The 17,260-nt window shown below is 70.9% G+C and carries 14 protein-coding genes; 5 read left to right on the forward strand and 9 right to left on the reverse strand.

Going from position 1 to position 17,260, the window contains the following annotated elements; translation table 11 throughout:
* Positions 1-95 precede the first annotated feature (95 nt).
* Both AB4078_RS18160 and AB4078_RS18165 read left to right on the forward strand, forming a co-directional pair.
* On the forward strand, positions 96-836 hold the full coding sequence (locus AB4078_RS18160) for a thiazole synthase (RefSeq protein WP_441978313.1): 741 nt from the start codon (positions 96-98) through the stop codon (positions 834-836).
* Positions 833-2,107 carry a ThiF family adenylyltransferase gene (locus tag AB4078_RS18165; RefSeq protein WP_441978290.1) on the forward strand — a complete coding sequence of 425 codons (1,275 nt, stop codon included), beginning with the start codon at positions 833-835 and terminating at the stop codon, positions 2,105-2,107. Before AB4078_RS18160 ends, AB4078_RS18165 begins: the two co-directional genes overlap by 4 nt.
* A 102-nt stretch (positions 2,108-2,209) precedes the next feature.
* Here AB4078_RS18165 and AB4078_RS18170 read toward each other — a convergent pair whose 3' ends face one another.
* The 6 genes from AB4078_RS18170 to AB4078_RS18195 form a co-directional block, all read right to left on the reverse strand.
* Positions 2,210-3,013, reverse strand: a complete 804-nt coding sequence (locus AB4078_RS18170) for an HpcH/HpaI aldolase family protein (protein ID WP_441978291.1) — start codon at positions 3,011-3,013, stop codon at positions 2,210-2,212.
* Positions 2,998-3,786, reverse strand: a complete 789-nt coding sequence (locus AB4078_RS18175) for a 2-keto-4-pentenoate hydratase (RefSeq protein ID WP_441978292.1) — start codon at positions 3,784-3,786, stop codon at positions 2,998-3,000. The genes AB4078_RS18170 and AB4078_RS18175 overlap by 16 nt, the downstream gene beginning before the upstream one ends.
* Complete coding sequence (gene hpaD / locus AB4078_RS18180) at positions 3,783-4,946, reverse strand: 3,4-dihydroxyphenylacetate 2,3-dioxygenase (RefSeq protein WP_441978293.1); 1,164 nt, start codon at positions 4,944-4,946, stop codon at positions 3,783-3,785. The genes AB4078_RS18175 and hpaD overlap by 4 nt, the downstream gene beginning before the upstream one ends.
* Before the next feature lie 171 nt (positions 4,947-5,117).
* Positions 5,118-6,656, reverse strand: coding sequence for a 5-carboxymethyl-2-hydroxymuconate semialdehyde dehydrogenase (gene hpaE, locus AB4078_RS18185; protein WP_441978294.1), 1,539 nt, complete (start codon positions 6,654-6,656; stop codon positions 5,118-5,120).
* Positions 6,656-7,369, reverse strand: a complete 714-nt coding sequence (locus AB4078_RS18190) for a GntR family transcriptional regulator (protein WP_441978295.1) — start codon at positions 7,367-7,369, stop codon at positions 6,656-6,658. The genes hpaE and AB4078_RS18190 overlap by 1 nt, the downstream gene beginning before the upstream one ends.
* On the reverse strand, positions 7,369-8,937 hold the full coding sequence (locus AB4078_RS18195) for a fumarylacetoacetate hydrolase family protein (protein WP_441978296.1): 1,569 nt from the start codon (positions 8,935-8,937) through the stop codon (positions 7,369-7,371). The genes AB4078_RS18190 and AB4078_RS18195 overlap by 1 nt, the downstream gene beginning before the upstream one ends.
* 179 nt (positions 8,938-9,116) lie before the next feature.
* On the opposite strand from AB4078_RS18195, the gene AB4078_RS18200 reads away from it, so the two are divergent.
* A complete protein-coding gene (locus tag AB4078_RS18200) occupies positions 9,117-10,496 on the forward strand; it encodes an MFS transporter (RefSeq protein WP_441978297.1) in 1,380 nt (459 codons plus the stop codon).
* Positions 10,497-10,618: 122 nt separating this feature from the next.
* On the opposite strand, the gene AB4078_RS18205 is transcribed toward AB4078_RS18200, so the two are convergent.
* Positions 10,619-11,317 carry an IclR family transcriptional regulator gene (locus AB4078_RS18205; protein ID WP_441978298.1) on the reverse strand — a complete coding sequence of 233 codons (699 nt, stop codon included), beginning with the start codon at positions 11,315-11,317 and terminating at the stop codon, positions 10,619-10,621.
* 161 nt (positions 11,318-11,478) lie between these two features.
* Between AB4078_RS18205 and AB4078_RS18210 the strand changes: the two genes are divergently transcribed.
* Together AB4078_RS18210 and AB4078_RS18215 are read left to right on the forward strand one after the other, a co-directional pair.
* Positions 11,479-13,347: an FAD-dependent monooxygenase gene (locus AB4078_RS18210; RefSeq protein ID WP_441978299.1), complete on the forward strand. Its 1,869-nt coding sequence runs from the start codon at positions 11,479-11,481 to the stop codon at positions 13,345-13,347.
* Between the two features lie 125 nt (positions 13,348-13,472).
* Positions 13,473-13,883, forward strand: a complete 411-nt coding sequence (locus AB4078_RS18215) for a VOC family protein (RefSeq protein WP_441978300.1) — start codon at positions 13,473-13,475, stop codon at positions 13,881-13,883.
* A gap of 21 nt (positions 13,884-13,904) precedes the next feature.
* Here the strand turns inward: AB4078_RS18215 and AB4078_RS18220 are convergent, their stop codons facing one another.
* Both AB4078_RS18220 and AB4078_RS18225 read right to left on the reverse strand, forming a co-directional pair.
* A complete protein-coding gene (locus AB4078_RS18220) occupies positions 13,905-15,551 on the reverse strand; it encodes a thiamine pyrophosphate-binding protein (RefSeq protein ID WP_441978301.1) in 1,647 nt (548 codons plus the stop codon).
* Between the two features lie 170 nt (positions 15,552-15,721).
* Positions 15,722-17,245: an ATP-dependent DNA ligase gene (locus AB4078_RS18225; protein WP_441978302.1), complete on the reverse strand. Its 1,524-nt coding sequence runs from the start codon at positions 17,243-17,245 to the stop codon at positions 15,722-15,724.
* Between the last annotated feature and the right edge of the window lie 15 nt (positions 17,246-17,260).

Genomic DNA, 17,260 nt, shown 5'->3' on the forward strand with positions numbered 1-17,260 from the left:
ACACCACCCGCGCGCGTCCCGACCTCGCTGCGGACCTGCCCGCGGAGACGGATCCGTTCCTCGTCGCGGGGGAGCGGTTCTCCTCCCGTCTCATCATGGGGACGGGAGGCGCGACCAGCCTCGCACTGCTGGAGCAGGCGCTCCTGGCCTCGGGCACCGAGATCACCACCGTCGCGATCCGCCGGTTCTCCCTGGAGGGACGCGACTCCGTGTTCGCGCTGCTGGAGCGGCTGGGCGTGCGCGCCCTGCCGAACACCGCCGGCTGCTACACCGCCCGCGACGCCGTGCTGACCGCGCAGCTGGCCCGCGACGCGCTCGAGACCGATTGGGTCAAGCTCGAGGTGATCGCCGACAAGGAGACGCTGCTGCCGGATCCGGTGGCGCTGTTCCGGGCCGCGGAGGAGCTCACCGCCGATGGTTTCCGCGTGTTCGCCTACACGAACGACGACCCCGCACTGGCTCGCCGTCTGGAGGACGTGGGCGTCGCCGCGGTGATGCCCGCCGGGTCGCCGATCGGCAGCGGTCTGGGCATCCTGAACCCGCACAACATCGCGACGATCGTGGACCGCGCGGGGGTGCCGATCGTGCTCGACGCCGGGGTCGGCACCGCGTCGGACGCCGCGTTGGCCATGGAGCTCGGCGTGGACGCGGTGCTGCTCGCGAGCGCCGTCACCCGCGCGCACGACCCCGTGGCGATGGCGAGGGCGATGCGCGCCGCCGTCGAGGCGGGGCGGCTGGCGCGCGCGGCGGGGCGGATCCCGAAGCGACCGCTCGCCCTCGCCTCGTCCGGCGCCGAGGGGCTCATCGCACGCCGCCCGTCGGAGGCGGACCTGTGACGCCGGCCGCCGTCGGCGCCGCCGTCGCGGACGATGTGGTCGGGTCGGCTGATGCGGTTGGGCCGGCTGCGCTGCCACCCCTGGTGGAGCCAGGCCCCGAATTGCCTCCGGCGCGGGCCGCGCGGTTCGCCCGGCACCTCGCCCTCCCGGGGGTCGGCGTGGAAGGGCAGCGCCGCATCGCCGCCGCCCGCGTGCTGGTGATCGGCGCCGGCGGATTGGGCGCCCCCGCGATCCAGTACCTCGCCGCGGCCGGCATCGGCCGGATCACCGTGGTCGACGACGACCGGGTGGAGCGCACGAACCTGCAGCGGCAGGTGCTGCACACCGAGAGCGATGTCGGTCGTCCCAAGGCCGAATCGGTGCGGGAAGCCGTGGCGGCTCGGGACGCCGTGGTGCAGGTGGTCGCACGGGTCGAACGGCTCGGTCCGGACAATGTGCTCGCGCTCTTCGCGGCGCACGATCTCGTGCTCGACGGCAGCGACAACTTCGCCACCCGGTACCTCTGCAACGACGCGGCGGAGCTCACCGGCACCCCCGTGGTGTGGGCCGGGATCCTGCGCTTCGCCGGCCAGATGAGCGTGTTCTGGCCCGGTCGCGGGCCGATGCTCCGGGATCTGTTCCCCGAGCTTCCCGATGACGAGTCCCTCGACTGCGCGACCGGAGGCGTGTTCGGTGCGCTCTGCGGCGTGGTCGGATCGGCGATGGCCGTGGAGGCCCTCAAGCTCGTCTGCGGGATCGGCGAGCCGCTCGTCGGACGGCTCGCCCGGTACGACGCGCTCACCGCGAGATGGGACGAGCTGCGTTTCGCGGCGGATCCGGACCGCCCGCGAGCGACCGGGCTCGAGGCGGTCGCCGATGCGTGTCGCGCGGCGGCGGCGCTGCCGGAGGATCGCCTCCATGACATCTCCGCGGGCGAGGTGGCCGTGCGCCTGCGCGCCGGGGCGGGCGGTCTCGTCGTGGTCGACGTGCGCACGTCCACGGAGCGGGCGGCGGCGTCGATCCCGGGATCCGTGCACGTGCCGCTCGACCGTATCCTCGCCGACGGCTGGCCTGCGCTCGCCGCGGGGCTGGGCGAGGCCGCCGCGGACGGACGCGACATCGTCGTCACCTGTCAGTCCGGGATCCGCTCGGCCCGTGCGATCGATGCGCTGCGAGCGACCGCCCCAGAGGACACCCCGCTGCGCAACCTCGCCGGCGGCATGGCGGCCTGGGGCGTGCAGACGGCCGGACCGGGGGAGGAGCCGTGGCCCGCTCAGTCCGCGGCGCCCTGAGCGGGCCCCAGCCTGGCAGGTTCCCCTTCCCGTTTCAAAGCGCGCAAATGGTTCCACATCGGGCTCGGATGGAGCCATTTGCGCGCTTTGAAACGGATCGGGTCAGTAGCTGGCGGCGGGGCCCGCCTCCGCGGCCGGGAGGAAGCGGGTCGCGAGGGCCTCGGAGGCGCGGGCGAGCAGAGCCACGTCCGCCCCGACGGCGACGAACGCGGCACCCGCGGCGATGTATGCATCGGCGGCGACCGGGTCGAACGCGTTCACCCCGACCGGCTTTCCGGCTGCGGCCACCGCACGGAACACGTGCTCGACCGCGGCGACCACGTCGGGGTGCGTCTGCTGTCCGAGCAGCCCCATCGACGCGGCCAGATCCGAGGGGCCGACGAACACGGCGTCCACGCCGTCGACGGCGGCGATCTCGGCGGCCGCGTCCACACCCGCCGTGGTCTCGATCTGCACGGTCAGGGACACGTGTTGCGCTGCGTCGCCGAGGTAGCCCGCCACGCGGTTCCAGCGGGCGCTGCGGGCCAGGGCGGATCCGACGCCGCGGACGCCCGCGGGCGGATACCTGGTGGCCGCGACCGCGGCGCGGGCCTCATCGGCGGAGGAGACCATGGGGACGATGATGTTCTGCGCGCCCAGGTCGAGCACCTGCTTGATGATCACCGGGTCGTTCCACGGCACGCGCACGAGAGGCGTGATCGGGTAGGCGGCAGCAGCCTGCAGCTGCGTCTGGAGCGAGTCGAGCGTGTTGGCCGAGTGCTCTCCGTCGATCAGCAGCCAGTCCAGTCCGGATCCGGCGGCGATCTCGGTGACGAGAGGACTGCCGGTGCACGCCCACATGCCGATCAGTGCGCGGTCCGAGGAGGCGAGGACTTCGCGGAAGGTCGGATTCAGACGAAGCGGCATTCGATCGTTCCCATCGGTCCGTAATCGCACAGCACCTCGTCGCCGCGCGCCACCCACATCGGGCGCGTGAACGATCCTGCCAGGATGACCTCTCCTGCCTCCAGACGCGCGCCGTGCTGGTGGAACTTGTTCGCCAGCCAGGCGACGCCGGTGGCGGGGTGGCCCAGGACTCCGGCGGCGACGCCGGTCTCCTCGATCTCGCCGTTGCGCGAGAGCACGCCGGGCACCCAGCGCAGGTCGATCTCGTCGGGGCGCTTGTGCACGGTTCCGAGCACCATGGCGCCGTAGGCGGCGTTGTCGCTGATCGTGTCGACGATCGTGCGTCCTTCGAGCTCGATGTGCGAGTTCAGCACCTCGAGCGCGGGCACGGCGTAGTCGATCGCGGCGAGGGCGTCCTCGAGTGTGCAGTCGGGGCCGGACAGCGGCTCCTTGAGCACGAAGGCCAGCTCGACCTCGATGCGCACATTCGAGAAGTGATCGACGGGGATCTCGGATCCGGACGGGTACACGGTGTCGTCGAACATGACGCCGTAGTCGGGCTCCGTGATGCCGGTGGCCTGCTGCATGGCCTTCGAGGTGAGGCCGATCTTGCGCCCCACGAGCCTGCGACCCGCGGCCACCTGCGCGTCGCGCCAGACGCCCTGGATCGCATACGAGTCCTCGACGGTCGCCTCGGGATGGCGTGCCGTGATGCGCGGGATCACGCCGTGCGTGCGGTCGGCCTCGGCGAGCTCTGCAGCGAGCGCGGCGATGGTGGATTCGGGCAGGCTCATAGCTGATGGCCGAGCTTGTATTCGCCCTGCTTCCACTCCGGCATGGCCTCCTCGTCGGCGGGACGGGTGTAGCTGAACCCGTCGGCGCCGATCGTGACGGCCATCTCGCTGGAGTCGGTGCGGGCGACGACCGGCTGCGGGTTGCCGTCCAGGTCGAGCACGAGCGATGCGTCGGTGTACCAGGACGGCACGACGGGATTGCCCCACCAGTCGCGGCGCTGGTTGTCGTGCACGTCCCATGTGATGACCGGGTTGTCCGGGTCGCCCGTGTAGTAGTCCTGCGTGTAGACCTCGACGCGGTGGCCGTCGGGGTCGCGCAGGTACAGGTAGAACGCGTTCGACACGCCGTGACGGCCGGGACCGCGCTCGATCGCGTCGGAGCGGCGCAGCGCCCCGAGCTTGTCGCAGATCGCGAGGATGTTGTGCTTCTCGTGCGTCGCGAAGCACACGTGGTGCATCCGCGGGCCGTCACCGCCGGTCATGGCGGTGTCGTGCACGGTGGGCTTGCGGCGCATCCACGCGGCGTAGACCGTGCCCGCGTCGTCCTGAATGTCCTCCGTGACGCGGAAGCCGAGGTCCTGCATGTACTTCACGGCGCGCGGCACGTCGGGCGTGACCTGATTGAAGTGGTCCAGGCGCACGAGCTCGCCGGGGATGTGCAGGTCGTAGCGCCAGCTCATCCGCTCGACGTGGTCGGTCTGGTAGAAGAACTCGTACGGGAAGCCCAGCGGATCCACGACCCGCACCGAGTCGCCGATGCCCTTCACGAAGCCGGACGGGTTGCGGCGCACGTCGCAGCCGAGCTCGGTGTAGAACGCGACGGCGAGGTCGAGGTCCTCGGGCGTCCGCACACGGTAGGAGAAGGCGGCGACCGCCGCGACCGGGCCCTTGCGCAGCACGAGGTTGTGGTGGATGAACTCCTCCGTGGAGCGGAGGTAGATCGCCTCGTCGTCCTCTTCGGTCACGTACAGCCCGAGCACGTCGACGTAGAACACCCGCGACGCGGCCAGGTCGGTGACGACGAGTTCCATGTACGCGCAGCGGAGCACGTCCGGCGGCGGGGAGGAGGGGGTGGCGACCGGGTTGTCGGTCGTGATGGGCGCCTCCTGGCTGGTGAAGAAGCCCGAGGAGGTGAGCGTCATGTCTGCACGATTGGTCATGTCAGCGTCCTTGCGTGATGAGAGGTTCGGGATCCGGGTCGTCGAGATCCTGCTCGGCGGGGGTCCCTGAGCCTGTCGAAGGGATCCGGCTCGGATCGGCGCTTCGACAGGCTCAGCGGCCAGTCGGGATCGGTCGGCGGCCGGTCGGGATCAGTCGGTGGCCGGTCCGGATCAGCGGGGGTCCGGGTCGTCGAGGTCCTGCTCGACGGGCGGAAGCTGCTTGCCGAAGGCGGGCGTGTGCGCGGTGCCGAGCGTGATCTGCACGGACTGCTGCGTGGTGTAGAAGTCGACCGAGCGGTAGCCGCCCTCGCGCCCCAGGCCCGACGCCTTCACGCCGCCGAACGGGGTGCGCAGGTCGCGCACGTTGTTCGAGTTCAGCCAGACCATGCCCGACTCGATCGCCTGCGCGAAGTTGTGCGCACGGCGCAGATCCGAGGTCCAGACGTACGCGGCGAGACCGTACTTGGTGTCGTTCGCGAGCGCGAGCGCCTCCTCCTCGGTGTCGAACGGGGTGATCGCGACGACCGGGCCGAAGATCTCCTCCTGGAAGATCCGCGCCTCGGGGGCGACATCGGCGAACACCGTCGGGGCGACGTAGTTGCCCGTCGGGAACCCTTCGGGGCGTCCGCCGCCGGCGAGCAGGCGTCCCTCGCCCTTGCCGATCTCGATGTAGCTCATGACCTTCTCGAAGTGGTTCGGGTGCACGAGCGCGCCGACCTCGGTCGAGGGGTCGCCGGGCAGGCCGACGACGATGTTCTTCGCGCGCTGGGCGAACTTCGCGACGAAGTCGTCGTAGATGCTGCGCTCGACGAGCACGCGGGATCCGGCCGTGCAGCGCTCGCCGTTCAGGCTGAACACGCCGAACACGGTGGCGTCGAGAGCCGCCTCGAGGTCGGCGTCGGCGAACACGACCGCCGGGCTCTTGCCGCCCAGCTCGAGCGACAGGCTCTTGAACTGCGGGGCCGCGGCGGTCGAGATCGTCGCGCCGGTGGAGCTGTCGCCGGTGAACGAGATGATCGGCACGTCGGGGTGGCGCACGAGGTGGTCGCCCGCCACGCCGCCGGATCCGAAGATCAGGTTGAACACGCCGTCGGGCAGGCCCGCCTCGCGGAAGATCTCGGGCCACAGCACCGCGGAGAGCGGGGTGTAGCTGGCGGGCTTCATGACGACCGTGTTGCCGGTCGCGATCGCCGGGGCGAGCTTCCAGGACTCCTGCATGAACGGCACGTTCCACGGCGTGATGAGACCCGCGACGCCGATCGGCTTGCGGTTCACGTAGTTCATCTGGCGGCCGGGGACCTTGAACGCGTTGTCCACCTGGGCGACGATCAGATCGGCGAAGAAGCGGAAGTTCTCGGCGGCGCGGCGAGCCTGGCCGAGTGCCTGCGTGATCGGCAGACCGGAGTCGAAGGCCTCGAGCTCGGCGAGGCGGGCGTCGCGCGACTCCACGATGTCGGCGATGCGGTGCAGCACGCGCGAACGCTCGCGGGGGAGCATGCGCGGCCACGGGCCCTCGTCGAAAGCGCGCTTGGCGGCGGCGACCGCACGGTCGACATCCGCCTCGGTGCCGGACGCAGCCTGCACGTACGTCTGGTTCGACACGGGGTCGAGCACGTCGAACGTGCCGCCTTCGATCGAGTCGACGAACTCGCCGTCGATGTAGTGCTGCAGCTTCGTGGGCAGATCAGCGGGGGTGTGAACGTCGGTCATCATCGTCCTTCCGGGTGGGTCTGGCTGGTTTCGTTCTGGGTGGTCTCGTGCGGGTCAGCGGGGTGCCGGGCGGCGAGGAACGCGTCCAGCGTCCGCCAGCGGTGGTTGCGTGCGGCGAGCTCGATCTCGAGGGGATCGGCGCCGGTGCGGATCAGGTGGAGGATCTGCATGTGCTCTTCGACGGAGTGCCCGGCGCGGCCGGGGACGAAGGCGAACGTGGAGTCGCGGATCCCGCTGAGGCGCGCCCAGCCCCGGTGCACGAGATCGAGGATGTGCGGGTTCGGACACGGCTCGTACAGCACCGAGTGGAACTGCCGGTTCAGCTCGGTGAACCGGTGCGCGTCGAAGCTGTCCAGCAGCCGGGTCATCCGAGCGTTGACGTCGGCGGCGCGTTCGAGGGCGTCGGCGTCGAGGAACGGGGCGGACAGCGCGGTGGCAGCGCCCTCGACGAGGCCCAGGGTCTGCATGGTGTGCGCGTACTCGCTCTCGTCGATGAGCGAAACCCGCGCGCCGACGTTGCGCTCGAAAGTGACCAGGCCCTCCGCCTCGAGCCGGCGGATCGCCTCGCGCACCGGCACGACGCTCATGCCCAGCTCATCGGCGATCGTGCCCAGCACCAGGCGGAACCCGGGGCCGAATGCGTGCGAGGCGATGCGCGCGCGGATCCAGGCGTAGGCCTGCTCCGACTTGCTCTCCGTGAGGATGTCGCTCATCAGGCGCCCGCAGACCCCTGAGTGCCCGAGCACGCGGCCTCGTACTTCGCGCGCCAGGCGGCGTTCATCGGGAACAGCCCGTCAACCGGGTGGCCGGCCTCGACCTGCTCGGCGATCCAGGCGTCCTCGTCCTCCTGGGCGAGGGTCGCATCCACGACCTCCTCGACGAGGGAGGGCGGGATCACGATCACGCCGTCGCTGTCGCCGACGATGATGTCACCCGGCTGCACCGTGGCACCGCCGCAGGCGATCGTCACGTCGACGTCCCACGGCACGTGCTTGCGGCCGAGCACGGAGGGGTGCGCGCCTTGCGAGAACACGGGCAGGCCGATCTCTGCGACCGCCGCGAAGTCGCGCACGCCGCCGTCGGTGACCACACCGGCGGCGCGGCGGGCCCTGGCGCGCAGGGCGAGGATGTCGCCGAGCGTGCCCGTGGTGGCGTCGCCGCGGGCCTCGATGACGATGATCTCGCCCTCCTCCACGGCGTCGAAGCAGCGCTTCTGTGCGTTGTAGCCCCCGCCGTGACTGGTGAAGAGGTCCTCACGGGCGGGGACGAAGCGCAGCGTCTTCGCGGTGCCCACGATCTTGGTGCCGGGCAGGTTGGCTGAGACGCCGTCGATGAAGCAGGCGTGCAGGCCGCGCTTGCGCAGCTGGGCGCTGAGCCCTGCGGTCGGGGCAGCGGTGAGCTTGGCACGCAGCTCGTCGCTCAGCGCGGTCGTTGCGCGAGCATCGCCGGAGGCGGAGCGAGACGAAACGTCGTTTGCGGGGTGCGGCGTTTCGTCTCGGTCGGCTTCGCCGTCCTCGCTCAACGACCCCGCGGGGGAGAGCCCCGCGCTCTCGCGCGACCCCCAGGCCTCGGCGCGCTGCAGGTCGTCCACGGCGGGGAGGGATCCGAGCGCGCCGTCGAAGGCGACGGTGCCCTGGGTGACGGTGGTGCGCAGCCCGCCGGAGGTGAGCGTCTTGGAGGAGTGCGGAGCGTCGACCTCGACGACGACCACGTCGCCGGGGACGATCACGCTGGATCCGGCAGGGGTGCCGGTGAGGATGACGTCGCCGGGCTCGAGCGTGAAGTGCTGGGAGAGATCGGCGATCAGCTGCGGGAGCGGGAACAGCAGTCCGCTGGTCTCGTCGTCCTGGCGCAGGTCGCCGTTCACCCAGGCGCGCACGCGCAGCTCGGCGGGGTCGACCTCGGACGCGGGGATGAGGTCGGGGCCGATCGGGGTGTACCCGTCGCCCCCCTTGGAGCGGACGTTCGAGCCCTTGTCGTTGGCGCGCAGGTCGTACAGGCCGAGGTCGTTCGACGCGGTCACCCAGGCCACGTGCGACCACGCGTCCTGCACGCTCACCCGGTGAGCGGCGGTGCCGATGATGAGCGCGATCTCGCCCTCGAAGGCGAGCAGCTCGGTGCCGGCGGGACGCTCCACGACGCCGCCCGTGCCGGCGACGGAGGAGGACGGCTTGAAGAAGTAGGAGGGGGTCGCGGGGGTGCGGCCGCGCTGGTCGGCACGGGAGCGGTAGTTGAGGTGGATCGCGATGATCTTGCCGGGCCGGTCGATCGGTGCGGACATGGGCGCCTCCTCGCGCGGTGGGTGCCAGGGGGACCCTTGGCGTCGTATTCGAAATCGTATATCATCGTGTCGAGCCCGGCAAGCATGGGATCCGGATCCGTCCGCAGGATCCTGGATCCCGCGTCGGGCACGACGACGATGTCGGCCAAGACGACGACGTCCCACGCAAAGGAGACAGCATGTCCGCAGAATCCTCCCCGGGTTTCACGCCCACCGGCACGATCGCCTCATCCGCAGACCGGCGCAGGGTGGTCTTCGCCACCGTCATCGGCACCACGGTCGAGTGGTACGACTTCTTCATCTACGCCACCGCGGTGGGGCTCGTGTTCGGCCAGCTCTTTTTCAAGGACCTCGGCGCCAACAGCGCCCTGATCGGGTTCGCGACGGTCGGCGTGAGCTTCCTGTTCCGACCCCTCGGCGCCTTCCTGGCTGGCCACTTCGGCGACAAGTTCGGCCGCAAAGCGGTGCTGATGTGGACGCTGATCCTGATGGGTGCGGCGACAGCGCTGATCGGCGTGCTGCCCGATGCGAACGCGATCGGCGTCGCGGCTCCGATCCTGCTGGTGCTGCTGCGCATCCTGCAGGGGATCTCGGCCGGTGGTGAATGGGGCGGTGCGGTGCTGATGGCCGTCGAGCACGCGCCCAAGGCCAAGCGCGGCATCTTCGGCGCCGCGCCGCAGATCGGCGTGCCGCTGGGGCTGCTGATCGCCTCCGGTGTGATGGCGATCATGGCGCTGGTCGCGCCGGGCGACCAGTTCCTGTCCTGGGGCTGGCGGATTCCGTTCCTGCTCAGCGTCGTACTGATCGTGGTCGGCTACTACGTGCGCCGCCGGGTCGAGGAGAGCCCCGTGTTCACCGAGCTCGCCGAGCGCAAGGAGGCCGCGAGCATGCCGATCGTGCAGCTGTTCCGCAAGCATCTGCTGCTCGTGATCATCGCCGCGCTCGTCTTCGCCGGCAACAACGCGGTCGGCTACATGACCACCGGCGGATACATCCAGGGGTATGCGACCAACCCGGAGGGCGCGCTCAAGCTCGATCGCGGGCCCGTGCTCTGGGCGGTGGCCGGATCCGCCGTCACCTGGCTGCTGTCGACCCTGGTTGCCGGATGGATCTCGGATCGGATCGGTCGCCGGACCACCTACATCGTCGGATGGATCCTGCAGCTCATCGGTGTGTTCACGCTGTTCCCGCTGGTGAACACGGGTCAGATCGGGCTGCTGTTCGCGGCGCTCGCCATCCTCACGATCGGTCTCGGCTTCACATACGGCCCGCAGGCGGCGCTCTACACCGAGCTGTTCCCGGCATCGATCCGGTTCTCGGGCGTCTCCATCTCGTACGCGATCGGGGCCATCGCCGGGGGCGCCTTCGCGCCGACCATCGCGACCGCGATCGTGCAGGCGACCGGCTCGACGCAGGCGGTCACCTGGTACCTCGCCGGGATGACCGTGATCGGCCTCATCGCGACGCTGCTGCTGCGCGACCGCAGCGGCATCCCGCTCGGGCCCGATCACGAGGCCGAGCAGTCGGTGAGCCCGATCTACGGGCTGTCCAAGGCCTGAGGCCGGCCGCGACTCCACAGGATGATTGCAGCTCTGGAGGACGATTCCGTCGGGAACGTCCTCCAGAAGTGCATCCGTCCTGAGGTGATGCGGTGCAGGGGAGTTCAGGCGCCGCGTCGCGGTCAGGCCCCGAGGGCCTCTCGGATCGTCGTCGCCGAGCGCTGCAGGCGTGCCGCGATCTCTGCGTCGGTGCGGTCCGTGGCGACGTGCACCACGGCGATCGCCGCCGGGCGCTGCCCGCGCAGGGCCAGCGGCACGGCCACGGACTGCACGGTCGGGATCACCTCGTCGTGGCTCGTCGCGAAGCCCGCGGTGCGCACGCCCGCAGCCTCCGAGCGCAGCGCCGAAGAAGCGTCCGAGGGCCATTCCGCCTCCGCCAGCTGCGCGAGGATCGCCTTGCCCGGAGCGCCGACCTTCACCGAGTGCCGCGCCCCGGGACGCTGGGCGACACTGGCCACGGCATGCCGCGGTTCGACGCTCACCAGCGTGATGCACTCCTCGCCGTCGAGCACTGCGAGGAAGCAGGTCATGCCGAGTTCGTTGGCCACGGCGGTGAGCTCGGGGAGGGCCTCCGCCTGCAGATCGTTCGCGACGCCGGCGGCGAGAGCGGCCATGCGCGCGCCGAGGGACACGAGCCCCGAGGCGTCTCGGGAGACGAGTCCGTGATCCTCGAGCGTGCGCAGCAGCCGGTAGGCGATCGAGCGGTGCACGCCGAGTGCGCCGGCGATCTCGTCGATCGAGAGCGCTCCGCGCGCATCGGCGAGGACCTCCAGGATCCGGATGCCGCGGCTGAGGGTCTGCGAAGCGGGTGCGTCGGCCACGAATACTCCTCGCCGTCTTGATCGCTGACGCGACCTCGGATAGATTGTGTTCAATAGTAGAACTTCGTGTTCGAATATAGAACAAGGCGTCGCGAAGCACAAGAGCCTCGCAGTCACGCAGAACCGAGCCCGACGGCGCCGTCAGGAAGGAATCGACGACGATGCAGTTCCACCACCACGGATATGTGTCCCACGACCCGCGGGTGCTCCCCGCCGCCGGCACGGGCATCGACCGCCCCGCCGATCTTCCCGACGAGATCGACGTGCTCATCGTCGGATCCGGTCCCGCGGGCATGCTCCTCGCCGCGCAGATGTCGCAGTATCCGGACGTCACGACGCGCATCATCGAGCGCCGCGACGGACGGCTCGTGCTCGGCCAGGCCGACGGCATCCAGCCGCGCAGCGTCGAGACGTTCCAGGCGTTCGGCTTCGCCGAGCGCATCGTGGCCGAGGCCTACAACATCGGCTGGATGAACTTCTGGGGCCCGGATCCGGAGAACCCGCAGAACATCGTCCGCACCGCGCGCACCGCGGACTACGGCCTCGACATCTGCGAGTTCCCGCACCTGATCGTGAATCAGGCGCGCGTGCTGGACTACTTCGCCGAGGCCGCCGCCGACGGACCCGGCCGCATCGTGCCGGACTACGGAGTGCAGTTCCTCGGCCTCACCGTCCACGAGGAGGGCGAGTACCCGGTCGAGGTGCAGGTGCGATACGTCGCCGGGGCGCGCGAGGGCGAAGAGCGCACGATCCGGGCGAAGTACGTGGCAGGCTGCGACGGCGCGCGCAGCGGAGTGCGCGAGGCCATCGGACGCACGCACGTGGGGGCGATGGCCGCGCATGCCTGGGGCGTCATGGACGTGCTCGTGAACACCGATTTCCCGGACTGGCGCACCAAGTGCGCGATCAACGCCGAGGCCGGCAACATCCTGCACATCCCGCGCGAGGGCGGCTACCTGAGCCGGATGTACATCGACCTCGGCGAGGTCGCGGCCGATGACAATCACGCCGTGCGCGCGACCCCCATCGAGGCGATCATCGGCAAGGCGAACGAGATCCTGCACCCCTACTCGATCGACGTGAAGCAGGTCGCCTGGCACAGCGTCTACGAGGTCGGCCATCGCATCACCGACGGCTTCGACGACGTGGATCCGGGCTCCGCCGCCACGCCGCGCGTCTTCCTCACCGGCGACGCGTGCCACACCCACAGCGCCAAGGCCGGGCAGGGGATGAACGTGTCGATGCAGGACGGCTTCAACCTCGGCTGGAAGCTCGGCTCGGTGCTCACCGGCCGCGCGCCGGCGGCGCTGCTGTCGACCTACGGCGCCGAGCGCAAGCCGGTGGCGCAGCAGCTCATCGACTTCGACCGCGAGTGGTCCTCGCTCATGGCGCGCAAGCCCGAGGAGATCTCGGATCCGCAGGAGCTGGCGACGTTCTACCTGGGAACGGCCGAGTTCCCGTCCGGCTTCATGACGCAGTACGGCTCGTCGATGATCATCGGATCCGATGCGCACCAGGCTCTCGCCGCCGGGTTCCCGCTCGGCAAGCGGTTCAAGAGCGCGGAGGTCGTACGGGTCTCCGACGGCAACGTCGTGCACCTCGGCCACCACGCGAAGGCGGACGGCCGCTGGCGCGTGTACGCGTTCGGCGACGCGACCGGGTCCGGGCTCGATGCCTGGGCCGAGGCGGTGGCACCGGTGCTGGCGCGGTTCACGCCGGCCGCGGGAGATGTGGACGCGGTCTTCGACGTGAAGGCGATCTACCAGCAGTCGTACGAGGACCTCGACGTCACGACCGCGCCCGCGCTCTTCCAGCCGAAGACCGGCCCGCTCGGCCTCACCGACTGGGAGAAGCTCTACGCCGCTGCGCCTTCACACTGGTCGAAGGGCGACATCTTCGTCGAGCGGGAGCTGTCACGCGACGGCGTCGTGATCGTGGTGCGGCCCGACCAGTACGTCGCCGCGATCCTGCCGCTCGGCGGCGTGGACGAACTCGCGTCGTTCCTGGAGGGCGCCTTCCTGGAGGCGTGATGATCACCAGCGGCAGGGATCCGGATCCCGAGAAGATACGGATCCCTGTCGCCTCTGGCGTCGCCCGGCACCCGCCGGTAACGTCGGCTCTGCGCGCGCCGCAGCGCTGTGGAGAGGTCGTGACGATGACGGACAACCCTGTGCCCGAGGTGCTGCCGGGTTCGATGATGCTGGAGCTGGTCCTCGTGCCGGTGACGGACATCGACCGGGCCAAGGCCTTCTACGCCGAGCAGCTCGGCTTCACCGCGGACGTGGACGTCTGCCCGCAGGAGGGCGTCCGCATCGTGCAGCTGACGCCGCCCGGTTCCTACTGCTCGATCACGCTGACCGAAGGCCTGCCGGATCAGCGGATGGACCCGGGCTCGCTGCGCGGTCTGCACCTCGTGGTGGCGGACATCGAGGCTGCGCGTGCCGAGCTGATCGGCCGCGGCGTCGATGTCGCTCCCGTCGTGGACCTGGGCGGCGTGCTCTACGCGGGATTCGAGGATCCCGACGGCAACACCTGGACGCTGCAGCACATGCCCTGGCGTCGCTGAGCAGGGCCGGGCGCCCTCCGCTCAGGAGTTCACGCGGATGATCTCCTCCTGGTACGGCGCGATCACGTCGCCCGAGATGCGCAGGTCGAGCACGAGGAACGGGCGCGTGGCCGGATCCTCGGCGCCCCAGGTGGCGAGCCGGTCGAGGTCGGCGAGAGTGTGCACGGCGACGCCCTCCGCGCCCACGGCCGCGGCGAACGCGGCGAAGTCGACCTGGGGGATGAGCATGGGCTCGCGCGCCAGACCCTTGAGCCCGTACAGGTTGACCTCGGCGCCGTAGGCCGCGTCGTTCCAGATCACGGCCACACCGCGGCCGCCGGCCGAGCGCACGGCCGACTCCAGATCGGCGATCGCCATGAGCCCGCCGCCGTCACCCGAGGTGAGCACCACGGTCGACTCGGGGCGCGCCCGGGTCGCGCCGACGACGCTGGGCCAGCCCTGTCCGATCGCCTGGAACGCGGTGCCGATCATCATCATCCGGTCGGGTGATGCCACCGGCCAGTACATGTTGGCCCAGCCGATGAAGTGCCCGCCGTCCGAGACCACCACCCGATCCTCGGGCAGCAGCTCGGCGATGCGGCGGGCGGCGGAGCGTGGGTCGAGCCGGCCGTCGGGCGCGGCCACGTCACCGGGCTCGTACGCGCGGGCGGTGGCCACGTCGACGCTCTCGCGCCAGTCTGAGCCCGTCGCGCCCTGCAGCCGGGCGACGAGTGCCTCGGCGGCGAGCCGCGCGTCCGCGCGGACGAAGCCGCCCACGTGCGCGTGGGTCGCGGCCGGGGCCACGTCGATCTGGAACACCTGCGTGCCGGGTGCGAACAGCGCGCCGAACCGCATCGTGAACTGATTCAGCGACGCCCCGAACACGACGGCGACGTCGGCGGTGCGGACGAGCTCCATCGCGCCCTCGGCGCCGAATCCGCCGGTCACGCCCAGGTCGTAGCGCTGGTCGCCGAAGACTCCGCGGCCGAGCGCGGACGAGGCGGTCAGCGCGCCCGTCGCGTCGGCGAGCGCGGTCAGGGCCTCGCCGGCGCCGGCCAGCCAGGCACCGCGCCCGGCGAGCAGGAACGGACGCTTCGCGGAGCGCAACGCCTCGGCGATCCGGTCGAGCATGCCCTCGGCGAACTCCCCCTTGGGAGCGAGCGGCGCGGGCACACGCGGAGCCGGAGCGGCGGGCACCTCGCCGGCCTCGAGCGCGGCGACGTCGTAGGGGATGGCCAGCACGACGGGCACCCGGTAGGTGAGGGCGTGCTCGATGGCGATGACCGTGGTGGCGGCGGCGTCGGCCCGGCCCACGGTGTAGGTGCGGGCGCCGACGCCCGACGCCAGCGCGATCTGGTCGACGTCCCAGGGGCGCGGCCCGCTCGTGGGCTCGTCGCCGACGACCAGGACCAAGGGGATGTGCGCCTGCACCGATTCGGCGAGGGCCGTGAGCGTGTTCGTGAAGCCGGCCCCGTAGGTGCTGGTGGCGGCGGCGATGCGGCCGGAGGCCCGGAAGTGCGCGTCGGCGGCGACCACGGCACCCTGCTCGTGACGGACGGCGGTGAACGAGGCGTCGGTCTGCTGCTCGATCGCGTCGAGGAAGTAGGCATTGCCGTTGCCCATGACGCCGAAGACGGCGTCGATGTGCTGGGCGAGGGTGAGGGCGACGTGCGCGGAGACGGTGGGCATGCTGAAGGCCTTTCGAGACGACAACGGAACGAGGATCCGTATGTGTCTCGCCGGAGCGCGTCGTCGCACTGCGGGCTTCGTGCCCCTTTTTCGAGCACCGGCGCGGCAGCGGTTCGCGCATGCGCCGGACCCTCCCAGTGTAGCCATCGGCGGCAGCTGCCGCGGAGCGCCTACTCCCGAAGCAGGGCGCGGAGTGTCTGGATCGTGTCCGCGTCGGCCGCGGTCTTGTCGGGGCGGTAATGCTTGACCCGGGCGAAGCGCAGCGCGATCCCGCCGGGATAGCGCGGCGAATGCTGCACGCCGTCGATCGCGATCTCGACGACGATCTCGGGGCGGACGAACACGGTGGATGCCGTGCGCCGCGTCTCGTAGCCGGGGAACGTCTCCGTCTGCCAGCGCAGCAACTCGTCGGTGAGGCCCTTGAACGTCTTGCCGACCATGACGAAGCCGCCGGGCTCGCCGAAATCGCCGTCCGGATCCCTGGCCCCGAGGTGCAGGTTCGAGAGCCAGCCGCGGCGGCGGCCGGATCCCCATTCCGCACCGAGCACGACGAGGTCGTAGGTGAGCACGGGTTTGACCTTCACCCAGGACTTGCCGCGGCGCCCTGCGGAGTAGGCGGATCCGATGGCCTTGACGACCACGCCCTCGTGCCCGGCTGCCAGCGCCTCCCGGGACAGGCGCTCGGCCTCCTCGGGATCGGCGGTGACGATGCCCGGCATGCGCCAGGCGCCGGCGACGCGCTCGAGCTCTTCGAGGCGCACGGTGAGCGGCTCGTCGAGGAGGTCGCGGCCGTCGACGCGCAGCACGTCGAAGAACCACGGCCGCAGCACGAGCTCGCGTGCGACGTCGGCGCCGAAGCGGGACATAGTCTGCTGGAACGGGCGCGGGCCGCCGTCCTCGTCGAGCGACAGGGTCTCGCCGTCGAGGATGACGTCGTGGGCGGGTAGCGCGCGCACGATCTCGACGATCTCGGGGAGGCGGTGCGTCACGTCGGCGAGGCTGCGCGTGAAGATGCGGACGTCGTCACCGTGGCGGTGCACCTGGATCCGCGCGCCGTCGAGCTTGTACTCGACGGATGCTTCGCCGGTGATCTCCAGCGCCGCGCTCGGCGTCGCAGCGCTCGCTGCAAGCATCGGCAGCACGGGGCGGCCCACGGCCAGACCCACCGCATCCAGGTCTTCCGCCGTGCCGGTCAGGGCGATGAGCGCGGTCGCGCCGAGGTCGCCGGAGAGCATCGCGGCTCGTCGCACCGCTGCGGCAGGGCGGTCGGAGGCGCGGGCGATCGCGTCGAGCACCACGCCCGCGAGCGCGCCGGTGCGCAGCTCGCCGAGCATCGCCCGGGCGAGGAAGTCCCATTCCGCGGCCGTGGCGCGTCCCGCGAGCCCCTCGAGCGCGGCGGAGCGAACAGCGGCGGATCCCGATCCCGTGACGGCGGCGAGTTCGTCGAGCGCGCGGTCGACGTCGTCGATCGTGAGCGCCGATTCGGCGGCGTGCGGCACGTCGATGGCGGTGATACCGCGCCAGCCGACGCCGAGCCGGCCCTGTCTGGGTGAGGCCAGCAGCAGGCCGACGACGGGTGCGAGCTCCCCGGGCTCGGCACTCTGCAGCAGCCGCGCCAGCACATCGATCTTGGCCAGGCGTGATGAGGTGGCAGCGGTCTGGCCGGCCGCGGCGACGAGCTCGCTGAGCTTCATGACGGCATTGTCGCA

Origin of the sequence: Microbacterium sp. 2MCAF23 (assembly GCF_052115565.1) — a bacterium.
Taxonomy (GTDB): Bacteria; Actinomycetota; Actinomycetes; order Actinomycetales; family Microbacteriaceae; genus Microbacterium.

Coding starts and splice junctions, on each gene's coding strand:
- AB4078_RS18200 (WP_441978297.1), top strand. CDS start 9,117: ATGTCCGCAGAATCCTCCCCGGGTTTCACGCCCACCGGCACGATCGCC.
- AB4078_RS18220 (WP_441978301.1), bottom strand. CDS start 15,551: ATGCCCACCGTCTCCGCGCACGTCGCCCTCACCCTCGCCCAGCACATC.
- AB4078_RS18195 (WP_441978296.1), bottom strand. CDS start 8,937: ATGTCCGCACCGATCGACCGGCCCGGCAAGATCATCGCGATCCACCTC.
- AB4078_RS18215 (WP_441978300.1), top strand. CDS start 13,473: ATGACGGACAACCCTGTGCCCGAGGTGCTGCCGGGTTCGATGATGCTG.
- AB4078_RS18225 (WP_441978302.1), bottom strand. CDS start 17,245: ATGAAGCTCAGCGAGCTCGTCGCCGCGGCCGGCCAGACCGCTGCCACC.
- AB4078_RS18160 (WP_441978313.1), top strand. CDS start 96: ATGGGGACGGGAGGCGCGACCAGCCTCGCACTGCTGGAGCAGGCGCTC.
- hpaE (WP_441978294.1), bottom strand. CDS start 6,656: ATGACCGACGTTCACACCCCCGCTGATCTGCCCACGAAGCTGCAGCAC.
- AB4078_RS18210 (WP_441978299.1), top strand. CDS start 11,479: ATGCAGTTCCACCACCACGGATATGTGTCCCACGACCCGCGGGTGCTC.
- AB4078_RS18190 (WP_441978295.1), bottom strand. CDS start 7,369: ATGAGCGACATCCTCACGGAGAGCAAGTCGGAGCAGGCCTACGCCTGG.
- AB4078_RS18175 (WP_441978292.1), bottom strand. CDS start 3,786: ATGAGCCTGCCCGAATCCACCATCGCCGCGCTCGCTGCAGAGCTCGCC.
- hpaD (WP_441978293.1), bottom strand. CDS start 4,946: ATGACCAATCGTGCAGACATGACGCTCACCTCCTCGGGCTTCTTCACC.
- AB4078_RS18170 (WP_441978291.1), bottom strand. CDS start 3,013: ATGCCGCTTCGTCTGAATCCGACCTTCCGCGAAGTCCTCGCCTCCTCG.